The 19,912-nt window shown below is 65.3% G+C and carries 15 protein-coding genes; 8 read left to right on the top strand and 7 right to left on the bottom strand.

All coding sequences use genetic code 11. The features are described 5' to 3' along the window. Nucleotides 1-15 precede the first annotated feature (15 nt). Entirely contained in the window at nt 16-513 is a 498-nt protein-coding gene (locus RAD10_RS26630) for a MarR family winged helix-turn-helix transcriptional regulator (RefSeq protein WP_018316363.1), read from the bottom strand. 126 nt (nt 514-639) lie between these two features. Here RAD10_RS26630 and gstA point away from each other — a divergent pair, with 126 nt between their 5' ends. Both gstA and RAD10_RS26620 read left to right on the top strand, forming a co-directional pair. After that, nucleotides 640-1,254 carry a glutathione transferase GstA gene (gene gstA, locus RAD10_RS26625; RefSeq protein WP_104465891.1) on the top strand — a complete coding sequence of 205 codons (615 nt, stop codon included), beginning with the start codon at nt 640-642 and terminating at the stop codon, nt 1,252-1,254. 240 nt (nt 1,255-1,494) lie between these two features. Continuing rightward, nucleotides 1,495-1,803: a hypothetical protein gene (locus tag RAD10_RS26620; RefSeq protein WP_461619833.1), complete on the top strand. Its 309-nt coding sequence runs from the start codon at nt 1,495-1,497 to the stop codon at nt 1,801-1,803. Between the two features lie 396 nt (nt 1,804-2,199). Here the strand turns inward: RAD10_RS26620 and RAD10_RS26615 are convergent, their stop codons facing one another. From RAD10_RS26615 to RAD10_RS26600, 4 genes are all read right to left on the bottom strand, one after another. Then, entirely contained in the window at nt 2,200-4,413 is a 2,214-nt protein-coding gene (locus RAD10_RS26615) for an FAD-dependent oxidoreductase (RefSeq protein ID WP_461619832.1), read from the bottom strand. A gap of 18 nt (nt 4,414-4,431) precedes the next feature. Beyond that, nucleotides 4,432-5,640, bottom strand: coding sequence for an acetyl-CoA C-acetyltransferase (locus RAD10_RS26610; protein ID WP_461619831.1), 1,209 nt, complete (start codon nt 5,638-5,640; stop codon nt 4,432-4,434). A 55-nt stretch (nt 5,641-5,695) separates the two neighbouring features. Continuing rightward, entirely contained in the window at nt 5,696-7,486 is a 1,791-nt protein-coding gene (locus RAD10_RS26605) for an acyl-CoA dehydrogenase C-terminal domain-containing protein (protein ID WP_461619830.1), read from the bottom strand. Between the two features lie 95 nt (nt 7,487-7,581). Then, nucleotides 7,582-7,965, bottom strand: a complete 384-nt coding sequence (locus RAD10_RS26600; RefSeq protein WP_461619829.1) for a nuclear transport factor 2 family protein — start codon at nt 7,963-7,965, stop codon at nt 7,582-7,584. A gap of 200 nt (nt 7,966-8,165) precedes the next feature. Here RAD10_RS26600 and RAD10_RS26595 point away from each other — a divergent pair, with 200 nt between their 5' ends. The 4 genes from RAD10_RS26595 to RAD10_RS26580 all read left to right on the top strand — a co-directional run bounded on the left by RAD10_RS26595 (nt 8,166) and on the right by RAD10_RS26580 (nt 14,704). Beyond that, the gene (locus RAD10_RS26595; protein WP_461619828.1) at nt 8,166-8,756 is read left to right on the top strand and encodes a PadR family transcriptional regulator; all 591 of its coding nucleotides are present in this window, start codon (nt 8,166-8,168) and stop codon (nt 8,754-8,756) included. A 390-nt stretch (nt 8,757-9,146) separates the two neighbouring features. Continuing rightward, nucleotides 9,147-12,668, top strand: coding sequence for a tetratricopeptide repeat protein (locus tag RAD10_RS26590; protein WP_461619827.1), 3,522 nt, complete (start codon nt 9,147-9,149; stop codon nt 12,666-12,668). 351 nt (nt 12,669-13,019) lie between these two features. Further along, nucleotides 13,020-13,937 (top strand): sulfite exporter TauE/SafE family protein, encoded by a 918-nt coding sequence (locus RAD10_RS26585; RefSeq protein WP_461619826.1) that lies wholly within the window; start codon nt 13,020-13,022, stop codon nt 13,935-13,937. Then, the gene (locus RAD10_RS26580) at nt 13,934-14,704 is read left to right on the top strand and encodes a TIGR02186 family protein (RefSeq protein WP_461619825.1); all 771 of its coding nucleotides are present in this window, start codon (nt 13,934-13,936) and stop codon (nt 14,702-14,704) included. Before RAD10_RS26585 ends, RAD10_RS26580 begins: the two co-directional genes overlap by 4 nt. Nucleotides 14,705-14,884: 180 nt before the next feature. Here the strand turns inward: RAD10_RS26580 and RAD10_RS26575 are convergent, their stop codons facing one another. Further along, the gene (locus RAD10_RS26575) at nt 14,885-15,790 is read right to left on the bottom strand and encodes a DMT family transporter (protein WP_461619824.1); all 906 of its coding nucleotides are present in this window, start codon (nt 15,788-15,790) and stop codon (nt 14,885-14,887) included. A gap of 97 nt (nt 15,791-15,887) precedes the next feature. On the opposite strand from RAD10_RS26575, the gene RAD10_RS26570 reads away from it, so the two are divergent. Next, on the top strand, nt 15,888-16,751 hold the full coding sequence (locus RAD10_RS26570; RefSeq protein WP_461619823.1) for a LysR family transcriptional regulator: 864 nt from the start codon (nt 15,888-15,890) through the stop codon (nt 16,749-16,751). Nucleotides 16,752-16,775: 24 nt separating this feature from the next. Here the strand turns inward: RAD10_RS26570 and RAD10_RS26565 are convergent, their stop codons facing one another. Beyond that, nucleotides 16,776-17,021, bottom strand: coding sequence for a hypothetical protein (locus tag RAD10_RS26565; protein ID WP_461619822.1), 246 nt, complete (start codon nt 17,019-17,021; stop codon nt 16,776-16,778). A gap of 205 nt (nt 17,022-17,226) precedes the next feature. Between RAD10_RS26565 and RAD10_RS26560 the strand changes: the two genes are divergently transcribed. Continuing rightward, nucleotides 17,227-19,743 carry a glycogen/starch/alpha-glucan phosphorylase gene (locus RAD10_RS26560; RefSeq protein WP_461619821.1) on the top strand — a complete coding sequence of 839 codons (2,517 nt, stop codon included), beginning with the start codon at nt 17,227-17,229 and terminating at the stop codon, nt 19,741-19,743. The last annotated feature ends 169 nt before the right edge of the window (nt 19,744-19,912 follow it).

Raw genomic sequence — 19,912 nt, 5'->3', positions numbered from 1 at the left:
TGGTGTGCCGCGCGATCATCGCGACGGCGAGGTTTCGTTGACGTTGGCGACGGGCGGCAGTTTCATCTCGCCGCACGAGCAGCCCAGGCGATCGAGCAGACCGCTGAGCTTGACGGCATCTGCGTCGGATAGTTTTGAACCGACATATTTCTCGATCGCAGCCGAATAGGCGCTCCACATCCGCTTCTGCAGCTCGCGGCCGGCTTCGGTGATCTCGACGAACTGGCCGCGCTTGTCGATCTTGCATTCGCGCCGCGAAGCGAGGCCCTCGTCGACCAGGCGGTCGATCAGGCGCGAGGTGGAATATTGCGGGATCAGCATCTGCCGTTCGAGTTCCACCGGCCTTAGCTCGCCCGAGGGAGCCCGCGACAATTCGAGCAGCGCATCATACCATGCCAGCGGCGGGAAGCCGGCCTTCTTCAGATCCTGCTCGACGCAATCGAGCACGCGGCTCTGCACCCGCATCAGGCGGATCCAGGCGGAAGTCGCCTCGGTCGATGGTTTGCGTTTCATGGTCCCGCTCAAGCTCGTCGCCCGTCTCTTACCCCATTTGATGCAGCTGCATCAATATTGACTGTTACAAGCAGCTGCATGTAGTTGTTCTTTCCGCCGAACCAAGCGTCAAGAGGAGGAAATTCCATGAAACTGTACTATTCGCCCGGTGCCTGCTCGCTGTCCCCCCACATCGCGCTCCTGGAAGCCGGCCTGCCCTACGAACTGGTCAAGGTCGATATCCGGGCCAAGAAGCTCGAAAATGGTGAGGATTATCTGAAGCTGAACCCCAAGGGCCAGGTCCCTGCGCTGGGCCTCGACAGCGGTGAGATCGTGACCGAAGGCCCGGTGATTGTCCAGATGATCGCCGATCAGGCATCAAGCAAGGCACTGGCGCCCGCCCATGGCAGTTCCGAGCGCTACAAGCTGCTCGAATGGCTGAATTTCCTTACCTCGGAGGTGCACAAGAGCTTCGGTCCGATGTTCGCGCCGGCCCTGAACGACGAGGCCAAGGCATTCTTCAAAGATCGCGTCATGGGCAAGCTGAAATATATCGACAGCCAGCTCGCCGGCCGCGACTACCTCATGGGCAAGCAGTTCACGGTCGCCGACGGCTATCTGTTCACGATGCTGACCTGGGGCGAGCGGATGAAGTTCGACCTCTCGGCGATGCCGAACCTTGCCGCCTACAAGGCCCGCGTCGAGGCGCGGCCGCAGGTGCAGGAAGCGCTGAAGAAGGAAGGCCTCGCGCAGGCGAAGTAAGACCAGCGCACGACAGTCGAGACGACGAAGAGCCGGATCGACGATCCGGCTCTTTTTGCTTGAACCGGTTGCGGAAGCCCGGACCTTCGCGAGGTCCTGGGCATCAATTTTACGAGCATTGTCGGAGTTAACAATAACTCCGCCTTGTGTGCGCGGCAGAGATCACCATCGTTGTGAGAGCAATCCAGTTGGCTCAATTTCAGCCATCTACCGCGATGCGGCCTGAACTGGGAAGCTCTCGTGACAACCGTACTCCTCCTCTTGCTTGCGAGCACGATCACCGGCTTGACGGCGGGACTCTTCTTCCGAGTCTGGAGTCTGTTGCTGGTCTCGCCAGCGACCGCGATCCTCGTCGCAACGGTCCTTCAGACCTCGGGCTTCGGATTTTGGACGGGCATTCCCATCGTCGTCGGCTGCCTGATTGCCGGCCAGGTCGCCTATTTGGCGGCGACGCACTTTGTGCACAGAGGCGAGCTCTCAATGCAGGACGACGTCGACGGCGACCCAGGCAAGCACGGCCATCGCCATGTCGATGAAGAGAACGAGTAGCGCCAGGCCGACCCAGGAGGGGATTTTTCTGCGCCGCCGGAGAAGCCTGCGGCGCGACCACGGCTGCCCCAGCCGCAAGAGGGGGGCGTATCTTACGGCGCCGGCTGCGCTGTCTTGAAACACCGTGGGGATCATTGCGGGACACCTTTAATGCTAACGAGCCATCCGATGGATCGTCAGCAAGAGCGGTGCCAGGGCGGAGTGAGCGAGGCTGGGGGGGATTTGGAGCGGCGTTTTCTCGCCATTCGCGACTGCAAATAGAAAGGCCGGATCGACGATCCGGCCTTTTGTTTCTGCGTAGTCCGGATGGAGCGCAAGCGTAATCCGGGGTGCTCTCGCGAGTTGAAAAACTGTTCCCGGATTTCGCTACGCTCCATCCGGGCTACAGGCTTCTCGTCAGGCCGCCGCTTTCTTCGGCGCGAAGCGGCCGTAGAAAGTTTCGCCCTTCGCCGCCATCTCTTCGAGCAGCTTCGGCGGCGTGAAGCGCGAGCCGTACTTCGCTTCCAGCTTGTGGCAAAGCTCGACGAACTTCTTCGTGCCCATGAAGTCGATATAGGACAGCGTGCCGCCGGTGAACGGCGCGAAGCCGAAGCCGAGGATGGAGCCGACATCGGCCTCGCGCGGATCGGTGATGACATGGTCCTCGACCGTGCGCGCGGCTTCCACCGCCTGCACTACCAGGAAGCGCTGCTTCAGCTCCTCGATATCGAGCGTGTCGGGGTCGAGTTGCTTCGGCTGCAAGGCAGAGAGGCCCGGCCACAGGCTCTTCTGGCCCTTTCCCTTTTCAGGGTAGTCGTAGAAGCCCTTGCTGTTCTTGCGGCCGAGCCGGCCCTGCTTCTCGACCATCTCCACCATCAGCTTCTTCTGATCGGGATTGATGGCGTTGGGGCCGAGATCGGCCTCCGTCGCCTTCATGATCTTGAGGCCGAGGTCGAGCGCGACTTCGTCCGAGAGCGAGAGCGGGCCGACCGGCATGCCGGCCATCTTGGCGCAGTTCTCGATCATCGCCGGCGGCACACCCTCGAGGAACATCTCGTTGCCTTCGGCGACATAGCGGCCGACGCAGCGATTGGCGAAGAAGCCGCGGGAGTCGTTGACGACGATCGGCGTCTTGCCGATCTGCCGGACGTAGTCGAGCGCAGTCGCGAGCGCGAGGTCGCCGGTGTTCTTGCCCTTGATGATCTCGACCAGCATCATCTTCTCGACCGGCGAGAAGAAGTGGATGCCGACGAACTTGCCCTGATCCTTGAACGATTCAGCCAGCGAGGTGATCGGCAACGTCGAGGTGTTCGACGCGAAGATCACGTCGGGCTTCATATGCTCCTGCGCCTTGGCGAAGGTATCGGCCTTGACCTTGCGGTCCTCGAACACGGCCTCGATGACGAGGTCGACGTCCTTCAGCGCCGCATAGTCCGCGGTCGTCGTGATGCGCGCGAGCAGCTTCTCGGCGTCATCAGGCTTGGCGCGGCCCTTCTTGATCTGCTCCTCGATCACCTTCTGCGCATGGGCCTTGCCCTTGTCGGCGCTCTCCTGGTCGCGGTCGATCAGGACGACGTCGAGACCGGCACGGGCCGAGACGTAGCCGACGCTCGCGCCCATGAAGCCTGCGCCGATCACGGCAATCTTCTTCACCTTGGTTGCGGGCACGTCCTTCGGACGGCGCGCACCCTTGTTCAGCTCCTGCATCGACAGGAACAGGCTGCGGATCATCGCGGCCGCTTCCTTCGAGCGCAGCACCGAGGTGAAGTAACGCGACTCGACGCGCAACGCGGCGTCGATCGGCAACTGCAGGCCTTCATAGACGCAGCTCATGATGGCGCGTGCGGCCGGATAATTGTCGTAGGTCTCGCGGCGATAGATCGCGTTGCCGGCCGGGAACATCATCATGCCGGCCTTGGAGAACACCGGGCCGCCGGGCAGCTTGAAGCCCTTCTCGTCCCAGGGCGCGATCGCCTTGCCGCCACCCTTGATCCAGTCCTTCGCGGCCTTGATGAGTTCGGCGGCCGGCACGATGGCGTGGATCAGGTTCAGCGCCTTGGCCTTGTCGATCGTGACAGGATCGCCCTTGAGCAGGATCGTCATCGCGTCCTGCGGCGGCACCAGGCGCGGCACGCGCTGCGTACCACCGGCGCCCGGGAACAGGCCGACCTTGACCTCGGGCAGGCCGAGCCGGGTCTTGGGATTCTCCGCGGCGACGCGATAGTGGCAGCACAGCGTGATCTCGAAACCGCCGCCGAGCGCGAGCCCGTTGATCGCAGCCGCCCATGGCTTGCCTGATGTTTCGATCGAGCGCAGCACCAGCGAGAAGCGTCGGCTCTGGTCGAACAGCATCTGGTTCGCCGCGGTCTCGCCCTGCTCCTTGAAGACCTTGGCATAGGCCTGGTTCATGCCCTCGAGCATCGACAGGTCGGCGCCGGCGCAGAACGCTTCCTTGGCGGAGGTAATGACGACGCCCTTCACCGCGGCATCCGCGGTGGTCGCCTTGACGATCGCGTCGAGCTCGTTGGTCGAGGTCTCATCGAGCACGTTCATCGAACGGCCCGGGATGTCCCAGGTAACGAGCGCGATGCCGTCGGCGTCGGTCTCAACCTTGAAATTCTTGTACGACATGTTGGTTGCTCCCTACCCTTAGACCCGCTCGATGATGGTCGCGGTGCCCATGCCGCCGCCGATGCACAGCGTGACCAGGGCGGTCGACTTGTTGGTGCGCTCGAGCTCGTCGAGCACGGTGCCGAGGATCATCGCGCCGGTCGCACCAAGCGGATGGCCGAGCGCGATGGCGCCGCCATTGACGTTGATCTTGGCGTTGTCGATGTCGAAGGCCTGGATGTAGCGCAGCACGACCGAGGCGAAGGCTTCGTTGAGCTCGAACAAATCGATGTCCGACTTCTTCATGCCGGAGCGCGCGAACAGCTTTTCGGTGACGTCGACCGGACCGGTCAGCATCATCGCCGGCTCCGAGCCGACATTGGCAAACGCGCGGATCTTTGCGCGCGGCTTCAGGCCGTACTTGGCACCCGCGTCCTTGCTGCCGAGCAGCATGGCGCCGGCGCCGTCGACGATGCCCGACGAATTGCCGGCGTGGTGCACGTAATTGACGCGCTCGATCTCGGGGTGCGACTGCAGTGCGACACCGTCGAAGCCGCCCATCTGCGCCATCATCGTGAACGACGGCTGCAGCTGCGCCAGCGACTGCATCGTCGTCGAGGGACGCATATGCTCGTCCTTGGCGAGGATGGTGAGGCCGTTGATGTCCTTCACCGGGACGATCGACTTGTCGAAGCGGCCTTCCTCCCAGGACTTCGCCGCACGCTGCTGGCTCTGCACGGCGTAGGCATCGACGTCATCGCGCGAGAAACCGTATTTGGTCGCGATCAGATCGGCCGAGACGCCCTGCGGCATGAAATAGGCCGGCACCGCCATCGAGGGATCCATCGGCCAGGCGCCGCCGGAGGCGCCGATGCCGACGCGGCTCATCGATTCCGCGCCGCCGCCGATCACGAGCTCATGCTGGCCGCTCATCACCTGCGCGGCGGCAAAATTCACGGCATCGAGACCGGAGGCACAGAAGCGGCTGATCTGCACGCCGGGCACGGCTTCGCCGAGACCTGCTTTCAGCGCCGCGAAACGCGCGATGTCGGAGCCGGCTTCGCCGACCGGATCGACCACGCCGAGGATGACGTCGTCGACGGAATCCTCAGGCAGATTGTTGCGGTCCTTCAGCGCCTTCAACGGCACGGTCGCGAGCGCCAGCGCCGTGACTTCGTGCAGCGAACCGTCCGCCTTGCCGCGGCCGCGGGGGGTGCGAACGTGGTCGTAGATGAATGCCTCAGGCATGACGCCCTCCTGATGTGATGTTCAATACGATTGGGAGCAGGCAGCGGAAGCAGCCTCAGAACGCTTCCGCCGGCAATTCCATGATGGTGGCGCAGCCGGCCTGGATGCGCGCGAGATTGGCGGCGGTCTCCGGCAGCATCCGCTCCATGAAGAAACGGCCGGTGACGAGCTTGGTGGAGAGATAGGGCGTCGCCCCGCTCTCGGCAATCTTGGCATTCGTCACCTTCGCCATCTTCGCCCACATGTAGCCGAGCGCGACGAAGCCGAACAGATGCAGGTAATCGGTTGCGGCGGCGCCGGCATTGTCAGGTTTCGCCATCGCGTTCTGCATCAGCCAGGTCGTCGCCTGCTGGAGATGGCCGAGCGAGGCCGAGAGCGGCGCGATGAAGGGCTTTAGCGCCTCGTCGCCGCCGTTCTCCTTGGCGAAGGCCATGACCTCGCCGAAGAAGGCCATGATAGCGCGGCCGCCGTCGCGCGGCAGCTTGCGGCCGACGAGGTCGAGCGCCTGGATGCCATTGGCGCCTTCATAGATCATGGCGATGCGCGCATCGCGCACGAACTGCTCCATGCCCTGCTCGGCGATGTAGCCGTGGCCGCCATACATCTGCTGCGCCTGCACCGCGTTGGCGAAGCCGTAATCGGTGAGGAAGCCCTTCAGCACCGGGGTCATCAGGCCCATGTGATCGTCAGCGGCCTGGCGGTCCTTCGGATCTTCCGAGCGGTGGGCGACGTCGCTCTTCAGCGCGGTCCACATCACGAAGGCGCGCGCGGCCTCGTTGAAGGCGCGGATCGAGAGCAGCGTGCGGCGCACATCGGGATGCACGATGATCGGATCGGCCTGCTTGTCCGGCGCCTTCACGCCGGTGAGCGAGCGACCCTGGATGCGCTCGCGCGCATAGGCGACCGCGTTCTGATAGGCGACCTCGGATTGCGCGAGGCCCTGAACTGCGACGCCGAGCCTCGCCTCGTTCATCATCACGAACATGCCCTGCATGCCCTTGTTCTCTTCGCCGATCAGCCAGCCGGTGGCGCTGTCATAGTTCATCACGCAGGTCGAATTGCCGTGGATGCCCATCTTGTGCTCGATCGAGCCGCAGACGACGCCGTTGCGCGCACCCACCGAGCCGTCGGCATTGACCAGGAACTTCGGCACCACGAAGAGCGACACGCCCTTGATGCCCGCGGGTGCGCCCTCGATGCGGGCGAGCACGAGGTGGATGATGTTCGGGGCGAGGTCGTGCTCGCCGGCCGAGATGAAGATCTTGGTGCCCGTGATCTTGAAGCTGCCGTCGGCCTGGCGCACCGCCTTGGTGCGGAGCATGCCGAGGTCGGTGCCGCAATGCGGCTCGGTCAGGTTCATGGTGCCGGTCCATTCGCCGGCCACCATCTTCGGCACGTAGGTCTGCTTCTGCTCGGGCGAGCCGTGAACGATCAGCGCGGCGGTCGCGCCCATGGTGAGGCCGCCATACATTGAGAACGCCATGTTGGCGGAGATCTGGAATTCGTTGACCGCCTGGCTCAGCGTCACCGGCAGGCCCTGCCCGCCGAACTCGGTCGGCGCCGACAGCCCGAGCCAGCCGCCTTCGGCGACCTGCTTGAACGCGTCCTTGAAACCCTTCGGCGTGGTGACGCTGCCGTCATCAGTGCGCTTGCAGCCTTCGAGATCGCCCACACGATTGAGCGGCTGCAGCACCTCTTCGGCGAGCTTGGCGGCTTCGCCCAGAATGGCTTCACGCACGTCGCTCGACGCATCGGAGAAGCCGGCGAGGTTGTCGTAGCGGTCGATCTGGAAGACGTCGTTGAGCAGGAAGTTCACGTCTTCGACGGGGGCTTTGTAGATCGGCATGGGATTCTCCCGGCAATGGGCCTTGGTGATGTCTGTGAGTCCAGCGGCGCAGCCTTGCCCGCGAGCTTAGCGGGTTCTGCAACCTCAGGGCAGGGTCATGATTGGGCGGCCAACTGCTCCGCCATCAGGCGGTGAAGCATGTTGATCGCCTTGAGCGGACGCACCATCACCTTGAAATGCGTGATGCGTCCCTCGGCGTCGAAGCTGATGATGTCGACGCCGTTGATCTCGATGCCGTCGATCATGGTCTTGAATTCGAGCACGGCGCCGCTCTCGCTCGTCCACTCACCGACATAGGTGAAGCCGGGGCCGCCGAGCACCTTCTCGGCGCTGGAAAGGTATTTGAAGGTGATGTCGCGCCCGCGCTGCGGCGAATGCACAACAGGGCTTTCGAAGACAGCGTCGGGATGAAGCAGGTCCCAGAGCGCGGTGCGGTCGTGGGACTTCATGTAGCCGTACCAGGAGTCGAGGCCGGTCATTCTCAGGTGCCTCCCTAAAGGCCTTGGCAAAAAACGCGAAAACAACCCCATGCACAGTAGCGTGCTGGTTGATTCCGCTGGGTTTTTCGGGTCGGATCTTTGACCCGTCCCTGAACGCCTCATATGCACATTGACGCATATGCGCCAATGCGCATAAAGTCAAGCGAGTTGGTCGAGGTCGAAGAAGAAGGAGGCCGGTCATGGCACTCGGTGACGCAATCCTCGCATGCCTGACGGAACGCCCCATGACGGGCTACGAGCTCGCCAAGACATTCGACTCCTCGATCGGCTTCTTCTGGAAGGCCGACCACCAGCAGATCTACCGCGAGCTCTCCAAGCTGCGCGACCGCGGCCACATCCAGGGCCGCGAGGTCGTGCAATCGGGCAAGCCCAACAAGCTGGTTTATACGCTCACTCCGGAGGGGCGAACAGCACTGCGGCACTGGGCCGCGCGGCCAAGCACGCCAGCCTCGACCAAGGACGATCTCCTCGTCCGCCTCCATGCGCTCGACAGCATCGACATCGAGCCGCTGCGCACCGACCTGATGGCCCGCCTGGAGCACCACCGGGACCGCCACGCCAATTACGAACGCATCCTGAAGAAGCGCTTCCCGGAGGGCACGGCGGAAGGCCGGCTCGACCTCGGCAATCTGCTCCTGCTCCGCTTAGGGGCCCGCCACGAGCAGATGGTGGCCGACTTCTGCGAAGAGGCGCTCGATGCGCTGTCGGCGATGACCGGCAAGGCAACAGTGGTGCCGCTGGAGGAGAGCAAGCGCGAGGGGAAGGGCTGAGGGGTGGCCCGACCCGACAGGAAGCTGTCACCACATTTACCGGTGTCATGCTCCGCGAAAGCGGGGCATCCAGTACTCCGAGGCAGCGCGGCTGGAATCGAGCCGCCGCGGCGTACTGGATCGCCCGCCTTCGCGGGCGATGACAGCGGGTATATGGCGGCGGCAGGTCGCGAAGGATGCAATGACGCCGCTTCCGGCGTGCCCCAGAGTTCCTCCCGCCCAACTTTAAGACACCGGGCCTGCGTTCCTTAACCCGTTATTTACCGTAACAGGAAAAAGTCGGTTTTCGAGGCAGACGACCCGCGCCAAATCCGATTGTCTTTGCAACCGGCACGCGAGGGAAGGCTGGAGGCGCCGGGTGGGGCGCCGGAGTCGGAACCGGACAGAGTCATGAATTCGCGCGTATCGTGGAGTGTTGACGGCATCGATCCATCCGTCAGGGAGCGGGCCGAAGCTGCTGCGCGTCGCGCCGGCATGTCACTCAACGATTGGCTGAACTCCACCCTCGGCGAGACTGCTCCTCCGAACTTTCGCGAACCTTACGACCAGCGTCCGCAAGCCCCGAACGTTCAAACCCGGGGACCGAGTCAGGAAAGCCGCGAAGTCGCCGACATCCACCAGCGGCTCGACGCGATCACCCAGCAGATCGAACGGATCTCCAAGCCCGCGCAGCGCCAGGATTCGTCACGACAGGATTCGTCACGACAAGATTCGTCGCGGCAGGACCCTTCGCGGCCAGACGTCGCGCGCGAGCAAGGCGTCGCGCGCCAGCTCAACGATGCGATCTCGCGGCTCGACGCGCGGCTGTCGCAAATCTCCCGGCCGCAGCAGCCTCAACCGCAGCAGCCTCCGGCTCAACGCCCCGCGCCGGCCGACACGCGTCAGCGCCAGGCCGATGTGGTCGAGCGCGCGGCCGCGCAGGTCTATCGCAACTCCCCGCCCCTGAGCCCCGCGTCGTTCGACGTCGCCGTCGCCGAGATCACCGCGCGGCAGAGCGAGCTCGACGGCTTCACGCCGCGGCAAATGCCGCCGCGCGCCGCGCCGTCGATCGCGCCCAATGCTGCTCCCTGGGCCGCTCCTTACGCACCTCCGATGGCGCCACCCGCGCCTGCCTATGCTCCGCCGCCACCGCAGCCGGGGCCGGATTTTTCCGCGCTCGAGCGTCATCTGCTCAAGATCACGAGCCAGATCGAGTCGCTGCAGCGCCCCGACAATACCGAGCAGGCGATCAACGCCTTCCGCAGCGAGCTTGCCGAGATCCGCGCCGCCATCACCGAGGCGATGCCGCGGCGCGCGATCGAATCGATCGAGAACGAGATCCGCTCGCTGCACCGCCGGATCGACGAGACGCGTTCCAACGGCACCGACGGCCAGGTCCTGTCGGGCATCGAGCACGCGCTGTCCGACATCAAGCAGGTGCTGCGCACGCTGACGCCGGCCGAGCAGCTCACCGGTTATGACGAGGCAATCCGCAATCTCGGCGCCAAGCTCGACCTGATTTTGCGCGCCAATGACGATCCCTCGACGGTGCGCCAGCTCGAAGGCGCGATCACCGCCTTGCGCGGCATCGTCTCCAACGTCGCGTCCAACGAAGCGTTGGCACGCCTGTCCGAAGACGTGCAGCTGCTGTCGTCCAAGGTCGACCAGGTCACCCGCGCCTCCGGCCAGGGCGACAGCTTTGCGGTGCTGGAGCAGCGCATTGCGGCGCTCACCGCGGCGCTGGAAACGCGCGAGCGGCCTCAGCCGGCCGAGAGCACCGAGCACCTGGAATCCGCGATCCGCGCGCTGTCGGACCGCTTCGACCGCATGCAGGTCGGCAACGATTCGGCCTCGACCTTTGCGCATCTCGAACAGCGCGTCTCGTATTTGCTGGAGCGGATCGAAGCCGCCGCCGATCCGCGCAACGGCAATTTGAGCCGCGTCGAGGACGGGCTGCACGACATCCTGCGTCACCTGGAGCGGCAGCAGGCGACCTATTCCGCGCTGGCCGAGAGCCGCAGCTCCGCAGCCCCGGCCGATTCCGGAATGGTCGATCTGGTCAAGCGCGAGCTGTCCGACATCCGCTTCAGTCAGGCCGAGACCAACCGCAGCACCCAGGACTCGCTCGACGCCGTCCATAGCGCGCTCGGCCATGTCGTCGATCGCCTCTCCATGATCGAGGGCGATCTGCGCGCGGTGCGCACCGCGCCGCCGGCCGCTGCGCCGCAGCCGATGCCCATGCCGATGGCCGCTCCCATGGAGCCCGCGCCGCCGATGGCGCGTGAGCCGCGGCCGCAAACCCAGCAGCAACCGAAATACGATCCGAAGCCGGAGCTGCCGAACCCCGCCGCGCAGCAGCAGGCCTACGGCGCCTTCGCCCAAGCCGCCTTCTCCGCCGCGCCGCGTGAATTCCACGCTGCTAGCCCCGCCGCGCCGCCGCCGGTGCCGTCGGCACCACCGGTGCCACCGCGCGCGATCAGCGAGATCCTGGAGCCGCACACGGCGCCCGCGCGCACCGCGCTCGCGCCGGAATTGCCGCCGGATCATCCGCTCGAGCCGGGCACACGGCCGGGTGGACGCCTCGCCACGCCGTCGGAGCGCATCGCCGCCTCCGAGAGCGCGATCAGCGACATTCCCGCCGCGCCGAAAGAGCCGGTGTCGTCGTCGAGCTTCATCGCGGCCGCCCGCCGCGCCGCCCAGGCCGCCGCCGCGCAGCCGGAAAAGCCGGCGCGCGGCGCCAAGGGTGGTGCGAAGGCTGGCGCCGATCGCGGCAAGGACAAGGGCAAGGACGGCAGCTCGACCATCACCTCGAAGATCCGCTCGCTGCTGGTCGGCGCGAGTGTGGTCGTGATCGTGCTCGGCACCTTCAAGATGGCGATGAACCTGCTCGAGGGCAGCCCGCCGCCCGCGCCGCAGGCCATGGACAATACGTTGAGCCAGCCGGCGCCGCAGGCCCCACCGCCACCGCCGGTGATCGAGAACAAGCCCGCCACGCCCGAGCAGGTCACGCCATCGATGACCTCGCCGACGCCGATCGGACGGCAGTCCCAGAACAACGCCGCGCCGGCTCCCGCCGCCAATTCGGGCAACTCGGCCTCGGTTGAAATTCCGCCGGCGCCGGCGGCCTCCGTACCGCCGCCTGCCGCGAGCAGCGACGTCACCGGCGCGCTGTCGGGCACGAGCCGCGCCAAGCTCGGCATGATCCAGGTGCCGCCGAGCGAAAAACTGCCCGACGGCATCGGCGGCCCGGTGCTGCGCTCCGCCGCGATGAAGGGCGATGCGACCGCGGCCTACGAGATCGGCTTGCGCTTTGCCGAAGGCAAGGGTGTTGCCACGAATTACGACGAAGCGGCCAAATGGTACGACCGCGCGGCGCAGGCCGGCGTGGTGCCCGCGACCTTCCGCCTCGGCACGCTCTACGAGAAGGGCCTCGGCGTGAAAAAGGACGCCGACATCGCCCGCCGCTACTACACCCAGGCCGCCGAGCGCGGCAACGCCAAGGCGATGCACAATCTCGCGGTGCTCGACGCCGACGGCGGCGGACGCGGCGCCAACTACAAGAGCGCGGCGCTGTGGTTCCGCAAGGCCGCCGATCGCGGCGTTGCCGACAGCCAGTTCAACCTCGGCATCCTCTATGCCCGCGGCATCGGCGTCGAACAGAACCTCGCCGAATCCTACAAATGGTTCAGCCTCGCAGCTGCGCAGGGTGACGCGGATGCGTCCGGCAAGCGCGACGACGTCGCCAAGCGTCTCGACCCGCAATCGCTCGCGGCCGCCAAGCTCGCGATCCAGACCTTCAGCGCCGAGCCGCAGCCCGACGACGCCGTCAACGTCATGGCGCCCACCGGCGGCTGGGACAGCGCGCCGCAAGCGAATGCAAAGCCGGCGCCGAAGCAAGTCGCGACCAAGCGCTCGGCCTCGGCAGCGCATTAAAGGCGAATTGCTTTAGACAGACAGAACGAGCCGCGCGCGCGGTGCACCTCTCCCGCTTGCGGGAGAGGTCGCGGAGCGAAGCGACGCGGGTGAGGGCTCTCGCCTCTTGGGGGTTCTCGCGAGAGGAGACACCCTCTCCCCAACCCTCCCCCGCAGGCGGGGGAGGGAGCGCATCTCGCGTTATCGCAACGATCGGGGCCTCGTTCACGACCCTCGTCAACATTCACCACGCCCGAAATTCCGGGTCCCTCCCGGCTCTGAATTCCGCTATTGAGGGGCGCGGCAACCGTTCCGACCTTCCCGCGAGCATTCCGCGACAATCGATCCGTCTCGCCGGCGTATGGTTCTTCGATGCAGCTCTATCTTCCGATCGCCGATCTTCCCGTCAACGTCTTCCTGGTGCTCGCCATGGGCGCCGCGGTCGGCTTCGTCTCGGGCATGTTCGGAATCGGCGGCGGCTTCCTGATGACGCCGCTGCTGATCTTCATCGGCATCACGCCCGCGGTCGCGGTCGCCTCGGTCACGAGCCATATCGCGGCCTCCTCCTTTTCCGGCGCGCTGTCTTATTGGCGGCGGCGCGCGATCGACCCGGCACTGGCGAGCGTCCTGCTCTGCGGCGGCGTCACCGGCACGGCGCTCGGCGTGTGGACCTTCACGCAGCTTCGCGCGCTCGGCCAGCTCGATCTGATGATCGCGCTCTCCTACGTGGTGCTGCTCGGCACCGTCGGCAGCCTGATGTTCTCGGAAGGGCTGCGCGCACTGATGCGGACCCGGCGCGGCGCGCTGCCGCCACGACGCACGCACAATTGGATTCACGGCCTGCCGCTAAAGATGCGCTTCAAGCGCTCGAAGATCTATCTCTCGGTCATCCCCGTGGTAATCGTCGGCATCATGATCGGCTTCATCGGCGCCATCATGGGCATCGGCGGCGGTTTCATCCTGGTGCCGATCATGATCTATCTGTTGAGGGTGCCGACCTCGACGGTGATCGGGACCTCGATGGTCCTGACGCTCGTCACGATGCTGTTCGCGACCATGCTGCATGCGGTGACCAATCACCTCGTCGACGCCGTGCTGGCGCTGATCCTGATGGTCGGCGGCGTCACCGGCGCGCAGTTCGGCGTCCGCGCCGGGCAGAAGATCCGCGGCGAGCAGCTGCGGCTGCTGCTCGGCCTTCTGATCCTCTCGGTCGGAATCCGCTTCGCGATCGAGCTGGTGATCCGGCCGGAGGATCTCTTCACCATCCGCGAGTTGGGAGTGAGCGGATGATGCGCGCAGCTCTCGCACTCCTGCTCGTCCTGCTGCTCGGCTCCGCCGCGCGCGCCGAGCGGCTGATCGTCTCGGTCTCCAACCACCGCGTCACGGTGACACCGAACTATTCCGGCGAGGAGCTGGTGCTGTTCGGCTCGGTCGAGAAGGACGCGACGTCGCCCGCCGATCGCACCGCCTACGATCTCGTCGTCACCGTGATGGGCCCGCGCGCCGACATGGTGACGCGGCGCAAGGAGCGCACCTTCGGCATCTGGATCAACACCGACTACCGGCAGTTCCTGCAGGTGCCGAGCTATCTGGCGCTGTTCGCCAACCGCTCCTTCGACGCGATCACCTCGCCCGAGATTGCGCGGCGGCAGCAGATCGGGCTGAACAACGTGCTGCTGACGCAGCGGGTCGGCGGCGATTATGCCGACGTGGTGCCGAACGACGCTTTTCGGTCCGCGTTTATTCGCTTGCGCACCCAGCGCGGGCTCTATCGCGAGGATCCAAGCGCCGTCACGTTCCTGACGCCGACGCTGTTCCGCACCGGCATCCCGCTGCCCGCGGAGGTGCCGATCGGAACGTATGAGGTGGAGATCAAGCTGTTTGCGAACGGCGCGTTCATCGGCAAGACCGAGACCGCGTTCGAGATCGTCAAGGTCGGCTTCGAGCAGTTCGTCGCCACCACCGCCCGGCAGAACGGTCTGATCTACGGCCTCGTCACCGCCGCGATGGCCCTGATGACGGGATGGATGGCGTCGATCGTTTTTAGGAAGGATTGAGGGGCGCGTACATTTCTGAGGCGCGCGCTACTCTCTCCTCTCGTCATCGCCCGGCTTGACCGGGCGATCCAGTATTCCAGAGGCCGGCGTTAGGCGCGCCTCGCTCTCACAACAACCGCTGCGGCGTACTGGATGCCCCGGTCAAGCCGGGGCATGACAGTTGAGATTGTGGTGACTTCCTCACGCCACCTTCCCCGGCCGCGTCACCAGATAGATGCCGAGGGCGACCGGGATGATGCCGAGCAGGTCACGGGCCTCGACGTGCTCACCAAGGACGAGATACGCGAACAGCATGCCGAGCGGCGGCATCAGGAAATGATAGGCGCTGGCGGCGGTGGCGCCGCACACTTTCAGGAGATGAAACCAGAGCCAATAGGCAAGGATCGAGCCGCCGAGCACGAGGAAGGCGAAGGCGCCGAGCAGGCCCGGCGTGACATCGATCGCATGCACGTCGGCGAAGGTGAACGCGACCGGCGTCAGCACGAGGCCGGCGGCAAGGTTCTGCACGCCGTTGCCGATCCACAGGCTTCCCTTCGGCGCGAGCAGCTTGAACAGGATGGTGCCGGCAACGAGCGAGGCGAGCGAAGCCAGCGTGAAGACGATGCCATGCAGGGAATCCGTGCCGACCGACAGGCGATGCCAGACGATCAGGGTCACGCCGGTGATGCCGAGCAGCAGGCCGCCGGCCTTGCGCCAGGTCATGTCTTCGCCGAGCAGCAGGGTCGCGAGCGCCGCGGTGAAGACCGGATTGGCCGAGACGATCAGGCCGCCGAGGCCGGCGGAGACCGATTGGAGGCCGGTGTAGCCGAGCCCGAGATAAAGCGCGTTGTTGGCGATTCCAAGCACGGCGAAGATCAGGGCATCGCGCCACGACAACGACCAGTCGCCGCGGATCAGCGTGGCGCCCAGGATCAAAATGCCGGCGAGCGAGAAGCGCGCGGCGAGCAGGATCAGCGGCGGGCAATGGGTGACGCCGATCTTGCCGGCGACGAAGGCGTAGCTCCAGAGCAGGCAGAATAGGCCAATAGCGAACGGCAGCGTGTTGAAGCGGGCGCGGGGAACGGAAATCGAGGGGGCGAGCGACATGGGGGCATTCTCCTGAGCCTCGATCTAGGGAGCCCGCTTGTCATTTGGAAATTAAATGATTAACTCGCTATCAGTGGATTTTCGAATGGAGGCGGCCATGCTCGATCTCGAGCTGCTGCGCAGCTTCGTCTCGGTGGTCGAGGCCGGCGGCTTCACCCGCGCCGGCGAGCGTGTCCACCGCACGCAGTCGACCGTCAGCCAGCAGATCAAGCGGCTGGAGGACGATATCGGCCAGGTGCTGTTGCATCGCGACGGCAAGACCGTGCGCCCGACCGAGGCCGGCGAGCGGCTGCTCTCCTATGCGCGGCGTTTGCTCTCGCTCGCCGAGGAGGCGCGCGACGTGCTGCGCCAGCCTGGCGGTGAAGGCGCGATCCGGCTCGGCATCCCCGAAGATTTCGCGGCGTACCGGCTGACCAAATTACTGGGCGCGTTCTCGCGCTCGCATCCGGGCCTGCGGCTCGACGTGCGCGCCGATCAGAGCAAGCACCTGGCGCGCGATCTCGAACGCGGCGAGCTCGACGTTGCGCTATTCAAGCGTGCGGCCGGCGAGAAGGGCGCGATTGCGGTTTGGCCGGAGCGCGTGCACTGGGTCACCAGCAAGGGCCATCCGGTCGATGTTCATGCCGCGTCGGTGCCACTGATCGGTTTTCCGACCGGCTGCCTCTACCGTGCCGGCGCCATCCACGCGCTGGAAAGCGTCGGCCGCGCCTGGCACATGGCCTATTCCTCGTCGAGCCTCTCCGGCATCCAAGCTGCGGTCGCCGCCGGCATGGGTCTCAGCATCCTGTCGGAAATGTCGATCCAGTCCGACCACCGCGTGCTGACGGCGAAGGACGGTTTTGCGCCGATCAACAAGACCGAGGTCGCACTGATGGCCTCGCCGGATGCGAGCCCGGCAACGCTGCGGCTTGCAGATCGTCTCGCCGAGTTTTGCGATGCGGTGCAGGCGAAGGCGGCCTAGATTCGCTGGCGTTGTCGCCGCCTCTCAACTCGCCGCGGACATCAGCCTGTCGCCGCACGCATTCGCATAGAACTTGCCGCCGCATTGACGCTTGATGGCGGCACAGCGGGCCGCGGGCGAGGCATTCTGCGGGACCATGAAGCCGCAGCTGAGGCCGTCGGCGCTGCGACCCGGCTTGCCGGCGGCAAACGCGGCACTGAGGGTACCGATGCAGACGACGAGCAGGGCCGCCGCGGCGATTTCGATCAGCAGTCGCGTCAGCAGTCTCATGGGAATGTTCCTCCACACTGATGGCTGAATTGATCCGCAATCTAGCACCGAATCCCGGGTTTCTCCGTGCTCGCCCGGGTTCCCAAATCGGCCCGTTCCTTGCATAAATTCGCGCCAGCGCAGTGCACGGCCGCTCCAGTGGCAGTTCCGGTGCAGGGGCAAGACGCGTAGGGTTAGTGGTGTGTTCGACCAGGAAGTGACGGCTTTGCAAGATCAATCGTTCCAGCCCAGTTTTCCCGCCCCCGGCCAGCCGATCGACGAGCTCGCGCTGGCTGAGATCAAGGGCGCGATCCTGGCGAAGCTGCGCCTTGCCATCGGCAAGGATGCCGGCATGGCGACCAAGCACGACTGGTACCAGGCCGCGGCGCTGGCGCTGCGCGACCGCGTCGTGCATCGCTGGCTCACCGCCGAGAAGCACAGCTACGACGCGGGCCGAAAGCGCGTCTATTATCTCTCGCTCGAATTCCTGATCGGCCGTCTCTTCACCGATGCGCTCAACAACATGGGCCTGCTCAAGATCTTCGAGGTCGCGCTCGGCGATCTCGGTGTCTCGCTGCCGGAGCTGCGCAAATGCGAGCCGGACGCCGCGCTCGGCAATGGCGGCCTCGGGCGCCTCGCCGCCTGCTTCATGGAGAGCATGGCAACGCTGTCGATCCCCGCGATCGGCTACGGCATCCGCTACGACTACGGCCTGTTCCGCCAGATCATCAACCAGGGCTGGCAGCAGGAATATCCCGACGAATGGCTGAGCTTCGGCAATCCCTGGGAATTGCAGCGCCCCGAGGTGATCTACGACATCTTTTTCGGCGGCGGCGTCGAGCATGTCGACGACAAGGGCCGCGACCGCGCGATCTGGCATCCGGGCGAGACCGTGCAGGCGATCGCCTATGACACGCCGATTGTCGGCTGGCGGGGCCAGCACGTCAACGCGCTCCGCCTGTGGTCGGCGCGTTCGCCCGATCCACTCAAGCTCGACGCCTTCAACAAGGGCGACTATGTCAGCGCCACCGCCGAGCAGTCGCGCGCGGAAGCGATCTGCAAATTCCTCTATCCGAACGACGAGAGCCCGGCAGGCCGCGAGCTGCGCCTGCGCCAGGAATATTTCTTCGTCTCGGCCTCGCTCCAGGATCTCGTCAAGCGGCACCTTGCGTCCGACGGCCAGCTGCGCAGCCTGTCGAGCAAGGTCGCAGTGCAGCTCAACGACACCCATCCGAGCCTTGCCGTCACCGAGCTGATGCGGATCCTCGTCGATTTGCACAATTTCCGCTGGGACGAGGCCTGGAAGATCACGGTCGCCACCCTCTCCTACACCAACCACACGCTGCTGCCCGAGGCGCTGGAGACCTGGCCGGTCGAGCTGTTCGAGCGGCTGCTGCCGCGGCATCTCGAGATCATCTACCGCATCAACGTGCAGCATCTGGCGCTGGCCGAAGCGCGCTGCCCCGGCGACATCGACTTCCGCGCCTCGGTCTCGCTGATCGACGAGAAGAGCGGGCGCCGTGTGCGCATGGGCCAGCTCGCCTTCGTCGGCTCGCACCGTATCAACGGCGTCTCGGGCATGCATTCGGACCTGATGCGTGAGACCGTGTTCCACGACCTCAACCATCTCTATCCCGGCCGCATCACCAACAAGACCAACGGCATCACCTTCCGTCGCTGGCTGATGCTGGCGAACCCGAAGCTGACCGATCTGTTGCGCGAGACCTGCGGCGAGGCCGTGCTCGACGATCCGACCCAGCTCTCGCTGATCGAAGCGCGCGCCAGCGACGTCGAATTCCAGAAGAAGTTCCGCAGCGTCAAGCTTCACAACAAGACCGCGCTGGCGCGCTTGATCGGCGAACGGCTCGGCATCAAGGTCGACCCGACCGCGCTGTTCGACGTGCAGATCAAGCGCATCCACGAATACAAGCGCCAGCTCCTCAACGTCATCGAGACCGTCGCGCTGTACCAGGCGATCAAGGACGATCCCACCGGCAATTGGGTGCCGCGGGTGAAGATCTTCGCGGGCAAGGCCGCCGCGAGCTACCGCTACGCAAAACTGATCATCAAGCTGATCAACGACGTCGCGGAGGTCGTGAACAACGATCCCACGATCGGCGGCAAGCTCAAGGTGGTGTTCCTGCCCGACTACAATGTCAGCCTCGCCGAAGTGATCATTCCCGCGGCCGACCTGTCCGAGCAGATCTCGACCGCGGGCATGGAGGCGTCCGGCACCGGCAACATGAAGCTGGCGCTCAACGGCGCCATCACCATCGGCACGCTCGACGGCGCCAATATCGAGATCCGCGACCATGTCGGCGCGGAGAACATCGCGATCTTCGGCATGGAGGCCGGCGACGTGATGATCCGGCGCAAGCAGGGGCTGGACGCCTCCGACCTGATCCGCAATTCACCGAAGCTGCAGCGCGCCATCAATGCGATCGGCACCGGCGAGTTCTCGCCGGGTGATCCCGGCCGCTTTGAATCGATCGCGCACGCGCTGCGCCATCTCGACCATTACATGGTCAGCGCCGATTTCGATTCCTATTACGAGGCGCAGCGCAGCGTCGATGCGCGCTGGCTGGTCTCGCCGGCCTGGACGCGCGCCTCCATCCTCAACGTCGCGCGCATGGCGTGGTTCTCCTCCGACCGCACCATCCGCGAATACGCCGAAGAGATCTGGAACGTGCCGGTCAATCCGACCACGCCGCTGCTGCCGAACCTGCGCGACGCCGCGGGCTGATTTTTCCGCGGCGTGGAAGCGTTACCCGACAGGTAATTGCACAGCCACGCGATGGCTGTGATATGACGACCGTCATTCCGGGGCGGCTCGCAGAGCCGAACCCGGAATCTCGAGCTTCCAGGTTCGATGCTCGGTCCCGCGCTACGCGGTCCCGTCGCATCGCCCCGGA

It is taken from the genome of Bradyrhizobium sp. 23AC, from assembly GCF_054863025.1.
The sequence above is the reverse complement of the archived record's forward strand: the minus strand, read 5'-3'. Positions and strand labels throughout refer to the sequence as shown.